Source organism: Pigmentiphaga sp. NML080357, from assembly GCF_002188465.1.
In the GTDB taxonomy this organism is placed as follows: domain Bacteria; phylum Pseudomonadota; class Gammaproteobacteria; order Burkholderiales; family Burkholderiaceae_B; genus Pigmentiphaga.
In genome coordinates this window covers 24,489-41,689 of the sequence record NZ_NINW01000043.1, presented here as the reverse complement: position 1 = coordinate 41,689, position 17,201 = coordinate 24,489, and the positions used below count along the sequence as shown (strand labels likewise).

The window sequence follows — 17,201 nt, the reverse complement described above, 5'->3', positions numbered from 1 at the left end:
TTCAGTTCAGCCCGTCGCCGACGATCTCGCTCGCCTTCAAACCACCCAGACGGGCATGCAGCCGGCCGCGCGTGGCGAAGGCAAAGGCGATCAGCACTTCGTCGCGGTTGGGCGCATCGTTGAACATGGCCGATACCGTGTCGTAGTGCGATCGCACGTACAGGGCGTCCTTGTGCGCCAGTGGAATGTCGATGATCGTGCCCGGACCGCCGCGCTTGCCCGTGGACGGCACCCACGACTGGGCGCCGCCCAGCGCATCGCGCACGGGATTGGCGAACACCGTGGTCAGGAGCGCATTGCCGTGCTCGTACTCGCCGTCCGCGCCCACCAGGCAAGCCTTGCCGTAGCTCTCGACAGGCGTGCCGGCGGCGGCCTCCTGGATGCGGCGGCCGAACTCCGCGCCCAGCAGGTTCGAGGGCTCGATGTAGGCACCCAGGTTGTCTTCGTGGCGGCCGGCGTAGGGGTTGTGCAGCACCGCGCCCACGACGATCTTGCGCAGGGGGGCGCCGTCGGCGGGCATGCCAGATTCGGTGGCCAGCGCGTCCTCGATCTGGAGGTACCACTTGCGGATATGGTAGGGGCCGAAGTTGGGGGATTTCATGATGGGTTCCGTGGATCGATGTCGGTTCAGAGCGGCTGCAGGTCGATGGGATCGCTGGGCGCGTGATACTGGTGCAAGATGCGCTTGCCTTCTTCGTCGTCGTGCACCGTGTGGCAGAAGAACTCCAGGCGGTGACCGTCGGGGTCGTGGAAATAGACGCCGTAGCCGACCTTGTGGTCGGTGGTCTTGACGACCTCGACCCCCTTGCGCAGCAGCATCCCGTACAGCCGGCGCAGTTCGTCGACGTCGCCGTCTATCTCCAGGCCGTAGTGCTGCATGTTGATCTGGCCCCGTGACAGCGGCGCGCCGTCCGTGGACTCGGCGCGGATCAGCGCGATGTCGTGGTGCTTGACGCCGAACGAGAGAAACACCCACTTCTCGCCGCGCGCCGTTTCGGTCATGCCCAGCACGTCCTCGTACCAGGGGCCCGACTTGAACGGATCGGCCACGAACAGGGAAAGATGCGTGCGCGTGATCCGGGGCTTGATGTCCTGCATGGCGTGTCTCCTCAGACGATGGACTGCGGATGCGCGTGCACCGGCGCCACGTGGGGCGTCCACGCGACCGAGGTGATCTCGCTGAAGTCTCGCCAGTCCTTGAACCAGCTGCGGCCACCGTCCATGGAACGGAACAGGTGGCCATACTTGGTGCCGGCCAGCACGAAGTGCGGATCGGCGGCGTGCGTACCGAAGGCCCAGAACGTCGAGTTGGGCGCGGCATGCAGCAGCGCCCGTTCCCATGTCGCGCCCCGGTCGGCCGAGCGGTAGATGTGGCTGCGCGTGCCGGGCGTGCCGTCGCCGATGGCCAGCAGCAATGCGCTGCCATCGGCCAGGAGCTGGGCGGTGCGGGTGTAGTACATGCCGTCGAAGCGCAGGCGCGAAGGCTCGCCCGCCCACGTCCGCCCTTCATCGGTGCTGGCATAGACCGTGTTGACCGACAGCACCAGGGTCTTTTTGGGATGTCCATCCGCAGGTCCGAGAATGGTGATGCCGTGTATATCGGGGTTGGCGATCGCGCCCTCGCGCGCTCCCTCCTGGTCGACGCGCGTCCAGGTATCGCCCCGGTCGCCGCTGCGCCAAGCACCGCCCTCCTCCACGCCGAACCAGACCTCGCCCGGCACGGCCGGATCCACGCAGATGGCCAGGATGCGCGGCCGGTTCACGCCGCGGCAGAACTCGGGAATCTCCGGCGGCAGCCGGACCCAGCTCGCGCCACCGTCCAGCGACCGGAACATGGCCGCGCGCGAGGGGGCGCCAGTGCCCGCATACATCACGGCGGGATCGCGCGGATCAATGGCGAAGGCCCAGACCGTCATGCCGTCCGCGGGCGAGGCGATGCGCGAGAAATGTGCGCCGCCATCCGTGCTCAGGCAGATGCCGCAATCGGCCCCGGCGAACACGCGCCGCGGATCGGCCGGATCCACAGCCAGGCAGCGGACCACGCCGTCGAATTCGATGGCTTCCTTCAAGCCCAGCCGGTGCCAGCTCGCGCCGTCGTCCACGCTGCGCAATATGCCTTGTCCGGCCGTTCCGACCAATAACGTGCCTTGCATGGTGCTTCTCCCGCTCAAAGAAAAATGCCGCGCGTGATGCCGCCGTCCACGCCTATCGACTCGCCGGTGATGGCGGCCGCCCGCGGGGAGGCCAGGAACAGGATGGTGTCGGCGATCTCGGCGGGCGTCAGCGTGCGCCGGATGGGCGTGGCGCGGATGTAGTTGGCCTCCACCTCATCCACGCTCAGCCCCTGCTTGGCTGCTTCCTTTGCATAGAGCTCGCGGATGTGAGGCGTTTCGACCACGCCGGGATGGATCACGTTGACCGTGATGCCATGGGGTCCGAGCTGGTCCGACAGTGTCTTGGTCATGTGGCAGACGGCCACGTTGCGCATGCCCGAGAGCTGCTTGCTACCGCGCCCCGTCAGCCCGCCGATGTTGACGATGCGGCCATAGCCGCCGGCCTTCATGTGCCGCGCCGCTTCCTTGGCGCAGCGCATGTAGCCCACGACCTTGATGTTGATGTCCTGCAGCAGCCCCTCGGGATCGGCCAGCTCGATCTCGCTGCGCACCAGCCCGCCCGGATGGGCCGCGCCGTTGACCAGGATGTCCAGGCGACCGAAGTGCGCGGCCACGCGATCCATCATCGCGGTTACTTGCGCGGTGTCAGACACGTCCGCCGCCACCGGCAGCACGTCCACGCCATGCGCGGCGCGGATCTCGCGCGCGGCCGCATCGAGCTGGGCCTGGTTGCGCGAGACGATCGCCACGTTCACGCCTTCGGCCGCCAGGGCCTCGGCGGTCGCCCGTCCGATGCCCAAGCTGCCGCCCGTCACGACCGCCGCGCGGCCTTTCAGTTCTAGGTCCATCATTTCTCCAGTGAATCGTTGTCGCTGCGGCCCCGGAGGGCAGCCTGCGCTACAGCTGCATTTCGATCAGGGTCGGCCCGGGACGCGCGCAGGCGGCGGCGAACGCCTCGCCCAGTTCCTCGGCGGTCTCGACACGGCTGGACGGCACGCCATAGCCCTCGGCCAGCCGCGTCCAGTCGATGCGCGGCCGGTCCAGGCTGGTCAGCGCCTCGGCCTGCGGGCCCGGCTGCTCGCCGCGCGCCAGCTCCTTGCGCAGGATCCCGTACTGGTGGTTGGCGGCGATCAGCACGACTACCGGCAAGTTCTCGTGCGCCAGCGACCAGAGCGTCTGCACCGTGTACTGCGTGCTGCCGTCCGACAGCAGCGCCACCACGCGGCGCCCGGGGCTGGCGATCGCCGCTCCCAGCGCCACCGGCAGGCCCTGTCCGATCGCGCCGCCGGTATTGGTCAGCGCGGTGTGGCGGGCCGAAGCTGCCGAGGCGGCGTAAAACGGGTAGCCGCAGGTGCCGCCCTCTACCGAGACGATGGCGTCCTCGGGCAGCAGCCGCGCGATCGTGGCCGAGATCGCGGCGGGGGTCAGCCGGCCTTGCTGCGCCGGTAGCGGGACCGGCGCAACGCCCTCCCAGGCGGGCGCATCCAGCATCCTGGCCAGCGCCTCCAGATAATCGGCCACCGGCTCGCCCGGCGCTCCCAGCGGCAGCAGCCGGCCAGGTTCCACCATCTGGCTGGGATGGCCCTCGTAGCCGAAGTAGGTCACGGGCGGCAGCACGCCGGCCAGCACCACCACGTCCGCTTCGTCCAGCACCGCGCGGGCGGGCTCCGGAAAATACGGCAAACGGTCGAAATCGGGCAGGCCGCCCCCGCGCTCGGCGCGCGACGGGAAGGTCTCGGCATAGGCCGACGCGCCCAGCGCGGCGCACAGCCGGGCGGCGGCACGCTGGCCGCGGGCGCCCAGGCCGCTGGCCGGCCCGCCTCCACCCAACAGGAACACAACCTTGCGCGCCGACTTCAGCCGTGCGGCGCAGGCCGCCAGGTCGGGGATGGACGCGGGTTCCTCGCGGGCATGGGCGTCGGCGGCTTTGGCTTTATCGCTCCCGCCGGCCTCGCCCACCTGGAAATCGGCCGGGAAGATGACGGTCGCGCCCTGCCCACCCCGCGCCAGGCTGGCGCGCACCGCCTCCCGGCCCGCCCATGCGGCGTCCGCGGTACTGGTCACCCGGTGCACCCAGCCCGACACCGGACGCGCCAGCGACTCGATGTCGGATGTCAGCGGCGCATCGAAAGGCAGATGCCAGCTCATGTGATCGCCGACCAGGTTGACGATGGGCGTGCGGGCGCGCCGGGCGTTATGCAGATTGGCGATTCCGTTGGCAAAACCTGGCCCCAGGTGCAGCAGCGTGGCTGCCGGCGCGCCGCGCATGCGGCCGTAGCCGTCGGCCGCGCCGGTGCAGACGTTCTCCTGCAGGCCCAGCACGCAGCGCACGCCGGGCACGGTGTCGAACGCACGCACGAGGTCCAGTTCCGTCGTGCCGGGATTCGCGAAACACACTTCCACCCCTTCCGCCTGCAAGGCAGAAAGCAAAGCTTGCGCTCCAGTCGTCATATCGAACTCCTTTTTTTCAGTATTATCGCTATTCGATAAAAATGTAAATTCAATAAAAATATTGAGGCCACTGTTTTGATAGAAATTTGCTTATTTGATAAATCTGCAAAAAAGGACGTATCGGCCGAGCAGCCCGGCTTGCCAAAGCGCCGCCGTTGCGGCACCCTGGCGGGCCTCGTTTTCCCTTGCCTCGCCCCTCATGAACAGCCTTCGCCGCATGCTCGATGTCCTCGACCTCTTCAGGCCCGACCAGCCTGCCGTGGACGTCGACGTGATCTGCAATCAGCTCGGCTATGCACCGGCCACGGCCTATCGCTACATCCGCGAGCTATGTGCGGTCGGACTGCTGGTGCGGCTGCCGGGCGGCTACGCGCTGGGGCCGCGCGTGATCCAGCTCGATCTGCAGATGCGCGAGTACGATCCCATGCTGACGAAGAGCCGGGACTTGATCGAGGCCTTGGGAGAAGAAACGGGCCTGAACGTGCTGCTGAGCGAGTTGTATGGCAGCACGGTCATCACCGTTCACCATCATCCGGGACGGGACGCGGAGCCGCTGCGCTTCGGGCGCGGCCGGCCCATGGCGCTGCTGCGCAGCGCCACGGCGCGCGTAGTGCTGGCCAACCTGCCGCCCCGGCAACTACGGCGTCTCTATGATGAGCATGCGCAGGAAGCGGACATGCAGCGGCTGGGAGCAAGCTGGAAGGATTTTTCGCGCGCCATGCTGGAGATACGCCGCAAAGGCTATTGCTTGACGACCGGTGACCTCGATCCGGACAAGGCGGGGATCGCGGCTCCCATCTTCGACGAACGCAAGCGGATACTGGGGAGCATCACTGCCGTTGGGTCCGTGGAGCGCTTCCAGGCGTTCAACGAAGAATACCTAGCCAAGCAACTGCGCGAGGCCGCCGAAGAAATCACGCGTCGGATCTCTCGGGGCGCACAGGAGGCCTGAAAGTAGGGACGCCGCTAGCCCTCCGCCAACTCGTCCGCGATCCGTCCCGCCGCCTGCCTGACCAGTTGCACCACCCGCGACACGTCCACCACATCGATGCGCGGCATGTCGATCACCACCGACAAGGCGCCCCATACTCCGCCATCGGCCTTGGGAATGGGCGCCGCGATGGCGGCCAGCTGCGGTTCCAGTTCTCCGCGCGATACGTAATGGCCGGCCCGGCGGATCGCGGCGTAGTACTTGCGGAAAGCGGGCCACTCGGTGGGCAGGCCGGCGCGGGCGATGTCGGCGGGATGGGCGTCGAACAACTTGCGCAATTGCGCGGGAGGGAACGAAGCGAGGATGACCTTGGGCGCACCGCCGCTGAACAGCGGGCGAGGCCGTCCGCGCCCGTAGGCCAGCGTCGCGGGCGCCTTGCCCATCTCGCGGTGCGTGTCGAGGATCTGCGAGCCGAACCACGCGGACGTCACGCAATCGAAGCTCGTCTTCTCGACCAGATCGGCCATGTGCGGAATCGCGACCCGCAGCAGGGGATCGGCCCGCCGGATGTAATAGTCCAGCACCACGATGCGGGGGCCCAGCGCATAGCGCGAATCGCCCGCGCGCTGCAGCAGCCCCGCATCGCCCAGGGTCTTCACGTAGCGATAGCCGGTGGGCAGGGACACGTCCAGCAGCGACGCGATCTCTTCCGCGGTGCGGGTCAGGTGTTCGTCGTCGAACAAGTCCAGCACCCGCAGCATGCGCTCCAGGCTGGTGGCGGATTTTTCTTCCATGCGGTCATCGGGACAAAGCGACCTCGGCCGCGGGCAGGCGGGCCGTGATGCGCTCGAGTTCTTCGGAGGTGCGCGCCATTCCCATCACGTAGCGGTCGGGACGCAGCACGATGGCCCGCGCGCCATGCGCCTCGAGCCAGGCCGCTAGTGTACGGCCCGGACGGTCGAGCACGACCGCATCCATCGCGCGCCATCGTTCGCGCGCGGCCTCTCCCACGCCATGCACTACGTCCGGCTCGCCGATGATCGCCATGCGGTCGCCCAGCACCTCGTCCAGCAGCCTGCCGTCCTCCAGGCGGGGCTGCGGAAAGGGCTGCCCTGCGGGCGGCGGCTCATTGGCCTGGAGTCCTGGCCCCAGGGCCGGTGACGGAAACTCGAAGATCTCCGGCCCGCCCGCCTCGAAGCGCCGGTCGCGCTCGCGGGCGGCGTCGGGGTCCGTAGTCTGGATGATCGCCCCCAGCCGCACGGCCAGTTCGACGAAAGCCCGCACATGGGGTGCCCGCTCGGATTCGTAGGTGTCCAGCAATTCGGGCATGGCGCGGCCGCGCAGCACGGCCTCCAGTTTCCATGCCAGGTTGGCGGCATCGCGCATGCCGGCGCACATGCCCTGGCCCAGGAAAGGCGGCGTCTGGTGCGCGGAATCGCCGGCGAGCAGCATGCGGCCCTTGCGCCACCCGTGCGCCAGCACGGAATGGAAGGTGTAGACCACGGCCCGCTCGAGCTCCGCGTGCTCGGGGGTGATCCAGCGTTCGACCAATTTCCACAGCCTGTCGGGCCGGACGATCGCGGCGGTGTCGTCGCCGGGCATGATCATGATTTCCCAGCGCCGCCGGCGACCGACGACGTTGCAGTACGTCATGGGCCGCGCGGGATCGCAGTACTGGATGGTATGCCCGGGCAAGGGCAGGCCCTCGTCTTTCAGGATCGCATCGAACACCAGCCATGGCTGGTGCAGTCCCAGGTCTTCCATCCGGCTGCCCATGGTCTTGCGCACGAGCGAACGGGCGCCATCGCACCCCACGACATAGCGCGCGCGCGCCAGGCGCCGCTGCGGCTCGGCACCATCCCCGAGCTCCAGTTCCACGCAGGCCGGACCGTCGCGCAGCGCCATCACCTCGCAGCCCAGGCGCACCTCCACGTTGGGGAACCTAGCTGCGCCTTCGCGCAACACGCGCTCGAGTTCGGGCTGGTGGAAGTAGTAGTTGTTGGCGCATCCGTGCGGGCCCAGCTCCGCAGTGCCGCCGCGTATCAGCAGGGTTCGTCCCTCGGCATTGACGAAATGCATGCCCTGGCTGCCAGGCCGGGTCACCGCCGCCACCTCGTCTTTGAGGCCCGCGCTCTGGAAAATGCGCATGACTTCGCCATCGAAATGGATGGCGCGCGGCAGTGGATAGATGTCCGGCTCTTTGTCGATCACGAGCACGGACAAGCCCGCCTGGCCGAGCAGATTGGCCAGCATTGCGCCGACGGGGCCATAGCCGACGATAGCCACGTCGACCAACGTCGCCCCGGCTTTCCGTGGCGCGACCCGCCACCCGCATCCGGTGAGAGGACGCTGCTCGCCCAGGACGCCGCGGATCCGGCTCTGCCGGTCCGCCCCCTGGGAGGCGCGCGACAACGCGTAGGGGGGGGCTTTCAGGTCAGCCATTCTGGTCGGCTTCCATCAGCTTGGCGATCCGGGCCTGCCATTCCGCCCGCGGCTGGAAGCGCGGATAGCGGCGGGCGATGGCCTCCGCCTTGCGCATGATTTCCTCGTCGCTGTCGCGGAAGTCGACGGGCTCGCGCAGCGGCTGCTCGCAATACCAGTCGGTGTCCATGAAGATCTCCAGGCGGTTGCCCTCGGGATCGCGGCAATAGATGGAGACGGCGTTGCCATGGGTCACGGGCTGGATGTCGTCCACGCCGGCCGCCACGAGCAGCTCGTGGAAACGCCTCAGCGTTGCCAGGTCGGGCACCCGGAACGAGATCTGGTTGACCACGTTGAAGCGCAGCTCTTCGGGACGGCCCGAAACGAGAACGATCTGGTGATGCTCGGAGGGATCCCGGCTCAGGAAGATGAGCCGCGCATGGCCGAGGTTGCCGCGATCGGTTTCGGTGAAGCGCAGCACCGTCTTGTAGAAGTTCGCCACCGCGTCGATATCGCGGACGAAAAGGCCGAGGTGGCTGAACGCCAGCGGCAAGGCTGCCGGGCGGCCAGGAGCAGCGGCGGACAAGTTCGCATTCATTTTTCCTCCAATCATTCTCTTTAAAAGAGAATAGTTGTTGATTTTTATGATTTACTTGTTTTTAATATACACAAATTCTTGTAATTTGATAATAGAAATACAAACCGCGGATAGGACACGTGATGCTTACCGGAGACGACACATGAATGCTTTCTTCCGCAGTCTCGGCTTCTCGGCGCTGGGCGTCGCCATGCTGGCAACGGGCGCGCACGCGGATGACTACCCGGCCCGCGCCGTGCGCATCATCGCGCCTTTCGCGGCCGGCACCGGGCCGGACGCCAACGCCCGGGAAATCGCCACCGAACTCACCAAGGTGCTGGGGCAGACCGTGTTCGTAGATAATCGCCCGGGCGCCTCGGGCATCATCGGCACGGAGGCGGCGGCACGCGCCACGCCTGACGGCTATACCCTGTACATCGGCACGACCAGCACGCTATCGGTGGTCCCGCACCTCTATTCCAAGCTGCCGTTCGATGCGGCCAAGGATTTCACGCCGGTCAGCCTGCTGGGCATTCTCAATACGGGCCTCATCGCCACGCCCAAGCTGCCCGCCAACGACGTCCCGGGCCTCCTGGCGCTGATGAAGTCCAAGCCGGACACGGTCAACGTCGCCACGCAAGGGCCAGGCAGCTACTCGCATCTGTCGGGCGAATGGTTCGGCTTCAGCGCCAACGCCAAGCTCAACTTCGTTCCGTACAACAGCAACAGCCCCTACGCCGACCTGCTGGCCGGACAGGTGCAGCTGATGTTCGACGGACTGCCCGCCGCGGCCGGTAACATCCGCGCCGGCAAGCTCAAGCTGCTGGCGATCACGGGCAAGCAGCGGCATCCCACCTTCCCCAACGTACCGACTTTCGCGGAGGCGGGCATCACCGATTTCGAGCCCATTGCATGGCAAGGCCTGCTGGCGCCGGCCGGGACGCCCAAAGCCATCGTCGACAAGCTGAGCGAGGCCATGCGCAAGGCGGCGCAATCGCCCGAACTGGCAGAGAAATGGCGCTCGTATGGCGGAGAACTGAAAGGGAATACGCCGGCGGAGTTCGCGGCGTTCATCGAGGCAGACCGTGCCAAGTGGGGCGCGGTCGTGCGCAAGGCCAACGTCAAGCTGGATTGATCCAGGCCGCGGCCAGGTCCCGCGTCGCCCGTGCGAGCAGCGCGGTATCCACGCCCACCGCGATAAAGCTCGCCCCTTGCTCCAGGTAGCGGCGTATCGAAGCAGGCTCGGCGGTCAGCGTGCCGACCGCCTTGCCCAGGGCGAGGGTCCTGGCCATCGCCCTGGCTATGGCCGAGCCGACCTCGGGATGGCCGGGATTGCCCAGGTGTCCCATCGACGCCGCAAGATCGGCCGGTCCGATGAAAATGCCGTCCACCCCGTCCACCGCGGCAATGTCTTCGATACGTTCGGCGCCCGCGGCGGTTTCGACTTGCGCGAGCACGCAGACCTGGCCGTTAGCGGCGTGCAGATAGTCCGTGTAGCGTGCCCAGCGCGAGGCCCGGGCGATGGAACTGCCGACGCCGCGCGTACCTTGCGGCGGATAGCGGGTCGCGGCCACGATGGCGCGCGCCTGTTCGGCTGACTCCACCATGGGGACCAGGAAGTTCTGCACGCCTATGTCGAGATATTGCTTGAGCAGTACGGCATTGCCTTCGGGCACGCGAACCACCGGCGCGGCGCGGTAGGGCGCCAGGGACTGCAGTTGCGCCAGGATGCTGCGCAGGTCGTTGGGAGCGTGCTCGCCGTCCAGCAGGATCCAGTCGAATCCGGCCTGGGCGCAGATTTCCGCGCCATAGGGATCGGCCATCGCGGCCCACAGGCCGATGAGCCGTTCCCGGCAGGAGACGGCGCGCTTGAACGCATTCTCGGGCAGCATCATGATGCCCCCCTCAGGCAAAGCGAAAGCTGATCGAACCCAGCCGGCCATAGTCGGCATGGAAAGTGTCTCCGCAGGCGCCCGCCACGGGACGGGTAAAGGAACCGGCCAACACGACCTCGCCCTCGCCCAGCGCTTCGCCATGCCGCGCGAGTTTGTTGGCGAGCCAGGCAACGCCGGTGGCGGGATGGCCCAGCACCGCCGCGGCCAGCCCCGACTCCTCGATGATCCCGTTCTTGTGCAGCAATGCCCCGCACCAGCGCAGGTCCAGCGCGTCCGGGCGCACCGGCCGGCCGCCCAGCACCACGCCGGCGCTGGCGGCGTTGTCCGAGATGGTGTCGAAGACCTTGCGCGGCCGGCCCGACTCGCGATCGAGCTGCTCGATGCGCGCATCGATGATCTCCAGCGCCGGCACCACATAGTCCGCGGCGCGAAGCACATCGAATACCGTCACCCCGGGCCCGCGCAGCGGCCTGCCCAACACGAAGGCCAGTTCGACCTCCACTCGCGGCGCCAGGAAGCGGTCGCCGGGAATGTCATGGCCGGACTCGTAGAACATGTCGTCGAGCAGCGCGCCGTAGTCGGGTTCGTCGATCTGGCTGGACTGCTGCATGGCGCGCGAAGTGAGGCCGATCTTGTGTCCCCGCAACGCGCGGCCGCTCTGCAGCTTCAAGCCCAGCCATGCCCGCTGGATGCCGTAGCCGTCGTCCACCGTCATGTCGGGATGGCGCAGCGAAAACTGCCGCACCGGCACGCGGCTGCGTTCGGCGGCTTCCAGCTCCCTAGCCAGCCGCAATGAGGTGTCCGGATCGATCATGAAGCATCCTTTTCGGTTGATGGCGCGATGCGCAAGGTCCTGGCAGGGTCACGCCAGGAAAGACGAGGCCAACTCGACGAAGGCCTCGCGTCGCTCGATCTGCACCCAATGTCCGCACAGGCCGAACATGTGCAGGTCGGCGCGCGGGCACCGCCGGGCGATGCGCAGTCCGCATTCCACCGGCACGCGCTGGTCGTCGCGGCCGTGGAGCACCAGGACCGGCGCCTGCACCGACGCCAGATCCTCTTCCGGTATGCCTTTGACCATCTTGACCTCGCCGGCCTGGCCTGGCTCGGGGAACAACTTCCGGTAGGCGTCCATGCCGCCCGCCAGCAGGCTCACCTCGTGGCGCAGCCGGACCATCTCGTCGGTGACGATGGCCGGATCGTAGGGAAAGGTGCGCAGCAGTTCGGCCATGTTCTCGAGCGACGGCTGGTAGTACCACGAGCGGGCCGACGAAGCGCGCTGCTCGAACTCCCCCGCGGGCGTACCCATCAGCACCATCTTGCCGACACGGTGGCCGTTGCGCAGGGCCACGGCCAGGGCCAGCGCGCCGCCGAAGGAATTGCCCACGAGATCGGCCCGCTCCACGCCCATGGCGTCCATGAAGCCCAGGAGGTGCTGTACCCAGACCTTGATGTTGTACTTGGCGCCTGGCTGTCTCTCTGTGAAGCCGAAGCCCACGATGTCCGGCACGAGCACGCGATGGCGGCGGGCGAATGCCGGCATCACGCCGTGCCAGTTCTCCCAGCCGCTGACTCCGGCGCCCGAACCGTGCAGAAGGATCAGCGGCGGTCCCTCGCCCGCCTCGTGATAGTTGGTGCGGATGCCATTGGCCTCGACGCTGCGGCCTTGCGCCGGATGACGGGACTGCGCGGATGCTTCCATGTCGACTCCCAGGGGGCGCCCGAAGGGCGCGGGGGTGGCCTTCACCCTTTTCTCTAGATCGAGCGCGCGGCGACGCCGCCATCGCTCATGAATATCTCGCCGGTGACCGCCCTCGCGTTGTCGCGGCTGGCCAGCAGCACATAGAGGCCGGTGTGGTCCTGCGGCCGCTGCGCGAAGGCCAGTGGGACGGCTGCGGCCACCCGTTCGTCGAACGCCCGCGGATCGGCGCCGATGTGCCGCTCGCCGTGTCCCAGGGCGCGGGTGCCCCGCAGCCCGGTCAAGGTCCCGCCCGGCCCGACACCGTTGACGCGCACGCGAGGCGCAAGCTCCAGGGCCAGCTGGCGCACCATGCCCACTACCGCGTGCTTGCCCATGGTGTAGAGCACGCCGCCTCCGCCGGCATGAAAACTCGCGACCGAGGCGGTGAAGATCATGCATCCCGCGGCGGCCTCCAGCGCCTCGCGCGCCGCCATGGCGGCGTACAGGTAGCCGCGCAGGTTGATCCCGAACAGCTCGTCCATGGTGGCGGCCAGCGCCGGTGCCGTATAGCCGCGCAACGGGCGGCGGAAATCGAACACGCCGGCGTTGCCCACCAGGATGTCCAGCCGGCCGTAGACGGCCAGCGCGCGGCCTACCGCCCGCTCATGGACGGCGTAGTCGCGCACGTCGCCCGCCACGGTCTCGATGCGGCCCGCATGGCGGCCGGCCAGGTCCCGCAGTCCGGCTTCGTCGGCGTCCACGCACACCACCCCGGCCGCGCCCTCGTCGAGATAGCGCTCCGCCACGGCGCGGCCTATGCCGGCGGCCGCGCCGGTAACCAGCGCCACCTGGCCCGGCAGCCAGCCGGGCGCGATAACTTGTGAGCCCTCCTGTCGCTGCGCGACATCCTCCCCAAGGGAGGGAGCGCCCCCTTCGGGCGGCCGGGCGGGCGCGCTCACCGGACGACCCTCCTGTCGCTGCGCGACATCCTCCCCAAGGGAGGGAGCGCCCCCTTCGGGCGGCCGGGCGGGCGCGCTCATAGGAAGACCCTCCTGTCGCTGCGCGACATCCTCCCCAAGGGAGGGAGCGCCCCCTTCGGGCGGCCGGGCGGGCGCGCTCATAGGAAGACGTTCAGGTTCTTGGCCAGCAGCACGGTCTGCGTGATGACGATCTCGCGCGAGGCCAGGCGCAGGCTCCCGTCCTCGACGCGCCGTAGCAGGTCCTTGCGGCGTCCAGACAGCCAGTACTCCTCGGTCTCTCCTCGGCCGCGGCAGTTGACGAACGCGGAATAGGCGCGATACTCGTCCGGCGCCTCGGTCAGTTCCACTTCGATGTTCGAGATGACATGGCAGGACCTCGTGGGAGGGTCTTCGGCCCACGCCGTCGGGTCGAGAAAGCGCGTCACGCGCCGGCGCATGTTGAGCAGGTCGTCGTCGAAGAAGGCCATGCGCGCAGGATCCAGTCGCGGCTTCCGGTCGCGCCGGTGGCGGGCCTGGATGCCGGGCATCCAGTAATGCACGTCCTCCGTCATCAGGCCCAGCCACTCCTGATAGCGCTCGTCGTCCAGCATGCGCGCCTCGCGATACAGGAACTGCTCCACTTCGAATACCAGCTCGCGCGGCGGCAAGGGCGGCGGGGGCAAGGTAACCGGCTTGCGCAATGCGGGCGTCTCGCCAAGGTTCACGGGCATGGCTTCAGCTCCTCGTCGCGGGTGCGCGCTCGTCGCACATCATCGCCAGCCATTGGCGATAGAAGGCGCGCTGGTTCGAATCGTTGTATTTGCGCAGGTGCACCGAGCCCTTCAACTCGGGATGTTCGATGCGGCTGTCGAGCCCGAGCGCGTAGTGCAGTTTCTGGCGCCGGGTCACCACGCCCTCGTTGGTCTGGGTCGAGTTCTCCCAGTTGTCACCGTCGTCCATCTCCAGCGTGCCCGAGGGCGAGAACGTCCGCATGACACCCTTCATGTAGAGGTTCTTCAGGCTTTCGGGCGCGGATTTGTTCACCAGCACCCAGGTATGCAGCTCGATGCCCTTCGGCCCCTTGGGATGCCAGGTCCGGAAGGTGCTCTGCCCCGGCAGGAACGACATGTGGGGAAAAAGGTTGGCGGAGCTGATCGCTCCCACCATGCGCGAGCGCAGCTTGCCCAGGCGGGCGGCCACCTTTTCCTGCCTTTCGCGCAGGTAATCGACGATGTCCTGCTCGCCCAGCACCATGGCGTTGCCGATCATGTCGAGCCCGAACTGCCACCCGTGCCCGTTGACGTTGACCTGGTAGCTGTTCTCCTGGTCGGACTTGCCCACGCCCATGCCCAGCATGGCGATGGCGCCCGAGTTGTGCGTCCAGGCGGCGTGATAGGAATCGCCGGCGAAGTTCTCGGCCGGGAATTTCCAGTTGCATGCCATGCGCGACTTGATGCTGCCTTCCAGGAACTCGGTGCCACCTTCGTCGTTGTCCAGCAGCACGTCGAGGTACCAGCGGTAGTCGCCCAGGTATTCGTCCAGGCCGGGCGCCTCCTCGTCGAAGGTGGCGAATACCAGCCCCTTGTAGCTGGCGACCCGCGCGCGATGCAGGCCCAGATCCGCCTTGTCGAACCCGGGGCAGGTCCGCTGGTAGATATCTTCATGCGGAAGCGCCACCAGCGCGCCGTCCAGCCCGAAGGTCCACCCGTGATAGTTGCAGGTGAACCGGCGACGGTTGCCCACTTCCGCCAGGCTGATCCGGTTCCCGCGATGGGTGCAGGAGTTGAGGAACACGTTGATGGCGCCGCTGGCGTCCCGTGCCACGATCACCCCGTCCTCGCCCATGTAGGTGGTCAGGAAGTCGCCGGGTTCGGCGACCTGGCTCTCGTGCGCCACGAACAGCCAGCAGCGCGCGAAGATGCGTTCCAGCTCCAGCCGGTAGATGGCCTCGTCCCAGTACACGCGGCGGTCGATCGCGCCGTGCTCGAGGTCCACCAGGGCGCGCAGTTCCTCCACGCCGACAGTTTCCGGTTGCCGGAGCCGCGCCTGCGCGCGCGGGCCGTCCGTACGAAGAAGGGTCGAATTCATGCTGGCTCCAGGACTTCGGCGAACCCCAGGCCGGTCACCCATTCGTCGCCGTGCTCATAGCACAGCAGCCTTCCGGTACGGCCAGGCAGCGCGCCCATCATGCAAAGAAAATTCCGAATCTCGAAGGCGCCGTTGCCCGCCTGCTCCAGCACGTCGGCATCGCGCAGCGCCAGGAGCGGCGCGGCATCGCCGCGCACCACGCATTCGAGCACCTGCCGGTCGAAGGCCTCGTTCACCCGGCCCATCTGCGGCATGCCCACCCAGTGGCTGATGCCGCCGGAGCCGATCACCACCACACGCTCCTCGCCCGCCCAGGCCTCGACCGCGCGCCGCAGCGCGCCGCCCAGTTCGTAGGCGCGGCTCAGGGAGATCACGGGCTCGACACCGCTGGCGAGATACACCGGAATCACGCCCCGCACGGATGGATTGGACAGGGCGCATACGCGCGCCGGCAGTCCGATGGAGTGATCCACCCGCAGCACCTTGGCCACGGCCCAGTCAAAGCCGTTGGCGCGGCCGTGGAAGGCGATGTGCTCGGCCAGCGGCACGTGGTTGGGAATCGGCCCCTGGTCGATACCGGCGAATTTCTCGTATGGGCCGCTGACGTCGCCGATGCCGATCAGATAGCTGGGCAGGCATCCTGGGCCGAACAGCACGTAGTGATCGGCGCCCACCACGATCGCGGCCGTGGCGCCAAGCTCGCCTATCCTGCGCGCGATGTCGCCGTAGGCAGCCATGACGCGCCGCTGTCCGTCGGTCCAACGATCCTCCGGCATGTAGAAGATGCCGGGTTCGTGCGGCATGACGAAACCGCCTACGATCTTGGCCATGCGCCCTCTCCTTCTTGTCCGCGCAATTGGGCGAGGTAGGCCGCCCGCGTCCTGGTCGGCGCGTTGGTCATCCAGTAGCCATAGGTCAGCAAGGGGCTGACACCGGCCCGCTGCAGCGCCGCCACGTCGAACTCGGCCACCATCTTCGCCGCCGCCGCCGGCAGCCTGTAGCGGGCCAGGAATGCCTGGGCGTCCTGGGCGAAGGCGCTGCGGGCATCGCGGCGCGTGCCCAGGTCGTACAACACCTGCTCGAGCATGTAGCCGACCATGACGCCTACTCCGCTTCCACGCCGGCGGCGCGCACGATGGCGCCCCAGCGTTCGTTGTCGCGCCGGATGTAGTCGGCGAACTCGGCCGGCGACATCTCGCGCGTCACGGCGCCTTCCTGCGCCAGCCGGTCGCGCATGCTTTTTTCCTTCATGGCCTTGGCCAGCGCGACGCCCAGCGTGGCGATCACGTCCTGCGGCGTGCCCTTGGGCGCGGATAATCCGAACCACGACGTGGCCACGACCTGCGGCAACCCCTGCTCGGCAAAGGACGGGATACCCGGCGCGGAGGGGGAACGCTGCTCGGACGTCACGCCGTAGGCGCGCAACCGTCCGGAGCTCACATGGGGCAGCGTACCGGGCATGCTGCCGAAGTACAGATTCACTTGTCCGCCGACCACGTCCTGGATCGCGGGCGCCTCGCCCCGATAAGGCACGTCGCGGTACTTGGCGCCGATGGCATTGAAGAACATGGCCGCCGTCAGGTGAGAGAAGCCGCCCTTGCCCGTGGTGGCGATCGCAGCGCCCGCGCCGTCCGCCTTCAATCGGCCAATCAGCTCCGTCAGGTTGCGGGCGGGATAGGCGACCGGCGAAACCAGCAGGATGGGGGCCTCGCCGATGAAGCCGATGGGTATGAATTCGTCCAGGCGATATGGCAGCTTCTTGTAGATGTGGGGATTGACCGCGAACGACGTCGCCGTCGCCAGCAGGATGGTGTAGCCGTCGCTGGGCGCCCTTGCCGCCGCGTCCACGCCCACGATGGTGGCGGCGCCGGCGCGGTTCTCCACGAACACCTCCTGCCCCAGCGCCTCGGCCATGTCCTTGGCGACGAGCCGCGCAAGCACGTCGGTGGTGCCGCCCGCCGGATAGGGCACGATCAACCGGATCGGCCGCTCGGGATACTTCGCCCAGGCCGGGAAACCCGCCAGGACCGCCGCCAGCGCGGCTACAGCCACAGTCACTCTCATCGTCGTCTCCTCGCGGCGCA

The 17,201-nt window shown here is 67.7% G+C and carries 19 protein-coding genes; 2 read left to right on the top strand and 17 right to left on the bottom strand.

Annotated elements, in window-relative coordinates:
* Nucleotide 1: 1 nt before the first annotated feature.
* From CDO44_RS19975 to CDO44_RS19955, 5 genes are read right to left on the bottom strand one after another with little or no spacing between them, the layout of a single operon-like run.
* On the bottom strand, nt 2-601 hold the full coding sequence (locus CDO44_RS19975) for an amino acid synthesis family protein (protein WP_087782048.1): 600 nt from the start codon (nt 599-601) through the stop codon (nt 2-4).
* A gap of 26 nt (nt 602-627) precedes the next feature.
* Entirely contained in the window at nt 628-1,098 is a 471-nt protein-coding gene (locus CDO44_RS19970) for a VOC family protein (protein ID WP_087782047.1), read from the bottom strand.
* Nucleotides 1,099-1,109: 11 nt separating this feature from the next.
* Nucleotides 1,110-2,153: a sialidase family protein gene (locus tag CDO44_RS19965; protein ID WP_087782046.1), complete on the bottom strand. Its 1,044-nt coding sequence runs from the start codon at nt 2,151-2,153 to the stop codon at nt 1,110-1,112.
* A gap of 14 nt (nt 2,154-2,167) precedes the next feature.
* Nucleotides 2,168-2,962: an SDR family NAD(P)-dependent oxidoreductase gene (locus tag CDO44_RS19960; protein WP_087782045.1), complete on the bottom strand. Its 795-nt coding sequence runs from the start codon at nt 2,960-2,962 to the stop codon at nt 2,168-2,170.
* 49 nt (nt 2,963-3,011) lie between these two features.
* On the bottom strand, nt 3,012-4,565 hold the full coding sequence (locus tag CDO44_RS19955) for an acetolactate synthase large subunit (protein ID WP_087782044.1): 1,554 nt from the start codon (nt 4,563-4,565) through the stop codon (nt 3,012-3,014).
* 199 nt (nt 4,566-4,764) lie between these two features.
* On the opposite strand from CDO44_RS19955, the gene CDO44_RS19950 reads away from it, so the two are divergent.
* Nucleotides 4,765-5,517, top strand: coding sequence for an IclR family transcriptional regulator (locus tag CDO44_RS19950; protein ID WP_087782043.1), 753 nt, complete (start codon nt 4,765-4,767; stop codon nt 5,515-5,517).
* Nucleotides 5,518-5,531: 14 nt separating this feature from the next.
* Here the strand turns inward: CDO44_RS19950 and CDO44_RS19945 are convergent, their stop codons facing one another.
* From CDO44_RS19945 to CDO44_RS19935, 3 genes are read right to left on the bottom strand one after another with little or no spacing between them, the layout of a single operon-like run.
* Nucleotides 5,532-6,290, bottom strand: a complete 759-nt coding sequence (locus CDO44_RS19945; protein WP_087782042.1) for an IclR family transcriptional regulator — start codon at nt 6,288-6,290, stop codon at nt 5,532-5,534.
* 4 nt (nt 6,291-6,294) lie between these two features.
* Nucleotides 6,295-7,938 carry a bifunctional 3-(3-hydroxy-phenyl)propionate/3-hydroxycinnamic acid hydroxylase gene (locus CDO44_RS19940; protein WP_198951406.1) on the bottom strand — a complete coding sequence of 548 codons (1,644 nt, stop codon included), beginning with the start codon at nt 7,936-7,938 and terminating at the stop codon, nt 6,295-6,297.
* The gene (locus CDO44_RS19935) at nt 7,931-8,515 is read right to left on the bottom strand and encodes a VOC family protein (RefSeq protein WP_087782040.1); all 585 of its coding nucleotides are present in this window, start codon (nt 8,513-8,515) and stop codon (nt 7,931-7,933) included. The genes CDO44_RS19940 and CDO44_RS19935 overlap by 8 nt, the downstream gene beginning before the upstream one ends.
* A 142-nt stretch (nt 8,516-8,657) precedes the next feature.
* Between CDO44_RS19935 and CDO44_RS19930 the strand changes: the two genes are divergently transcribed.
* Nucleotides 8,658-9,629 carry a tripartite tricarboxylate transporter substrate binding protein gene (locus CDO44_RS19930; protein ID WP_087782039.1) on the top strand — a complete coding sequence of 324 codons (972 nt, stop codon included), beginning with the start codon at nt 8,658-8,660 and terminating at the stop codon, nt 9,627-9,629.
* Here the strand turns inward: CDO44_RS19930 and CDO44_RS19925 are convergent.
* From CDO44_RS19925 to CDO44_RS19885, 9 genes are all read right to left on the bottom strand, one after another.
* The gene (locus tag CDO44_RS19925) at nt 9,616-10,389 is read right to left on the bottom strand and encodes an aldolase/citrate lyase family protein (RefSeq protein ID WP_087782038.1); all 774 of its coding nucleotides are present in this window, start codon (nt 10,387-10,389) and stop codon (nt 9,616-9,618) included. The genes CDO44_RS19930 and CDO44_RS19925 overlap by 14 nt on opposite strands.
* A gap of 10 nt (nt 10,390-10,399) precedes the next feature.
* On the bottom strand, nt 10,400-11,203 hold the full coding sequence (hpaH, locus tag CDO44_RS19920; RefSeq protein ID WP_087782037.1) for a 2-oxo-hept-4-ene-1,7-dioate hydratase: 804 nt from the start codon (nt 11,201-11,203) through the stop codon (nt 10,400-10,402).
* A gap of 48 nt (nt 11,204-11,251) precedes the next feature.
* Complete coding sequence (locus tag CDO44_RS19915) at nt 11,252-12,091, bottom strand: alpha/beta fold hydrolase (protein ID WP_087782036.1); 840 nt, start codon at nt 12,089-12,091, stop codon at nt 11,252-11,254.
* Nucleotides 12,092-12,144: 53 nt separating this feature from the next.
* Nucleotides 12,145-13,029: an SDR family NAD(P)-dependent oxidoreductase gene (locus CDO44_RS19910; RefSeq protein WP_198951405.1), complete on the bottom strand. Its 885-nt coding sequence runs from the start codon at nt 13,027-13,029 to the stop codon at nt 12,145-12,147.
* A 158-nt stretch (nt 13,030-13,187) separates the two neighbouring features.
* Nucleotides 13,188-13,760, bottom strand: a complete 573-nt coding sequence (locus CDO44_RS19905; protein ID WP_087782034.1) for a 3-phenylpropionate/cinnamic acid dioxygenase subunit beta — start codon at nt 13,758-13,760, stop codon at nt 13,188-13,190.
* 4 nt (nt 13,761-13,764) lie between these two features.
* On the bottom strand, nt 13,765-15,117 hold the full coding sequence (locus CDO44_RS19900) for an aromatic ring-hydroxylating dioxygenase subunit alpha (RefSeq protein ID WP_087782033.1): 1,353 nt from the start codon (nt 15,115-15,117) through the stop codon (nt 13,765-13,767).
* Nucleotides 15,114-15,947 (bottom strand): protocatechuate 3,4-dioxygenase, encoded by an 834-nt coding sequence (locus CDO44_RS19895; RefSeq protein WP_087782032.1) that lies wholly within the window; start codon nt 15,945-15,947, stop codon nt 15,114-15,116. The genes CDO44_RS19900 and CDO44_RS19895 overlap by 4 nt, the downstream gene beginning before the upstream one ends.
* A complete protein-coding gene (locus CDO44_RS19890; RefSeq protein ID WP_087782031.1) occupies nt 15,932-16,216 on the bottom strand; it encodes an extradiol ring-cleavage dioxygenase in 285 nt (94 codons plus the stop codon). Before CDO44_RS19890 ends, CDO44_RS19895 begins: the two co-directional genes overlap by 16 nt.
* A 5-nt stretch (nt 16,217-16,221) precedes the next feature.
* The gene (locus CDO44_RS19885; RefSeq protein ID WP_158213354.1) at nt 16,222-17,181 is read right to left on the bottom strand and encodes a tripartite tricarboxylate transporter substrate binding protein; all 960 of its coding nucleotides are present in this window, start codon (nt 17,179-17,181) and stop codon (nt 16,222-16,224) included.
* Nucleotides 17,182-17,201 lie beyond the last annotated feature (20 nt).

Excerpts from the sequence above, each read along its gene's own strand:
- CDO44_RS19975 (WP_087782048.1), bottom strand. The coding sequence starts at position 601 with ATGAAATCCCCCAACTTCGGCCCCTACCATATCCGCAAGTGGTACCTC.
- CDO44_RS19970 (WP_087782047.1), bottom strand. The coding sequence starts at position 1,098 with ATGCAGGACATCAAGCCCCGGATCACGCGCACGCATCTTTCCCTGTTC.
- CDO44_RS19965 (WP_087782046.1), bottom strand. The coding sequence starts at position 2,153 with ATGCAAGGCACGTTATTGGTCGGAACGGCCGGACAAGGCATATTGCGC.
- CDO44_RS19960 (WP_087782045.1), bottom strand. The coding sequence starts at position 2,962 with ATGGACCTAGAACTGAAAGGCCGCGCGGCGGTCGTGACGGGCGGCAGC.
- CDO44_RS19955 (WP_087782044.1), bottom strand. The coding sequence starts at position 4,565 with ATGACGACTGGAGCGCAAGCTTTGCTTTCTGCCTTGCAGGCGGAAGGG.
- CDO44_RS19950 (WP_087782043.1), top strand. The coding sequence starts at position 4,765 with ATGAACAGCCTTCGCCGCATGCTCGATGTCCTCGACCTCTTCAGGCCC.
- CDO44_RS19945 (WP_087782042.1), bottom strand. The coding sequence starts at position 6,290 with ATGGAAGAAAAATCCGCCACCAGCCTGGAGCGCATGCTGCGGGTGCTG.
- CDO44_RS19940 (WP_198951406.1), bottom strand. The coding sequence starts at position 7,938 with ATGGCTGACCTGAAAGCCCCCCCCTACGCGTTGTCGCGCGCCTCCCAG.
- CDO44_RS19935 (WP_087782040.1), bottom strand. The coding sequence starts at position 8,515 with ATGAATGCGAACTTGTCCGCCGCTGCTCCTGGCCGCCCGGCAGCCTTG.
- CDO44_RS19930 (WP_087782039.1), top strand. The coding sequence starts at position 8,658 with ATGAATGCTTTCTTCCGCAGTCTCGGCTTCTCGGCGCTGGGCGTCGCC.
- CDO44_RS19925 (WP_087782038.1), bottom strand. The coding sequence starts at position 10,389 with ATGATGCTGCCCGAGAATGCGTTCAAGCGCGCCGTCTCCTGCCGGGAA.
- hpaH (WP_087782037.1), bottom strand. The coding sequence starts at position 11,203 with ATGATCGATCCGGACACCTCATTGCGGCTGGCTAGGGAGCTGGAAGCC.
- CDO44_RS19915 (WP_087782036.1), bottom strand. The coding sequence starts at position 12,091 with ATGGAAGCATCCGCGCAGTCCCGTCATCCGGCGCAAGGCCGCAGCGTC.
- CDO44_RS19905 (WP_087782034.1), bottom strand. The coding sequence starts at position 13,760 with ATGCCCGTGAACCTTGGCGAGACGCCCGCATTGCGCAAGCCGGTTACC.
- CDO44_RS19900 (WP_087782033.1), bottom strand. The coding sequence starts at position 15,117 with ATGAATTCGACCCTTCTTCGTACGGACGGCCCGCGCGCGCAGGCGCGG.
- CDO44_RS19895 (WP_087782032.1), bottom strand. The coding sequence starts at position 15,947 with ATGGCCAAGATCGTAGGCGGTTTCGTCATGCCGCACGAACCCGGCATC.
- CDO44_RS19890 (WP_087782031.1), bottom strand. The coding sequence starts at position 16,216 with ATGGTCGGCTACATGCTCGAGCAGGTGTTGTACGACCTGGGCACGCGC.
- CDO44_RS19885 (WP_158213354.1), bottom strand. The coding sequence starts at position 17,181 with ATGAGAGTGACTGTGGCTGTAGCCGCGCTGGCGGCGGTCCTGGCGGGT.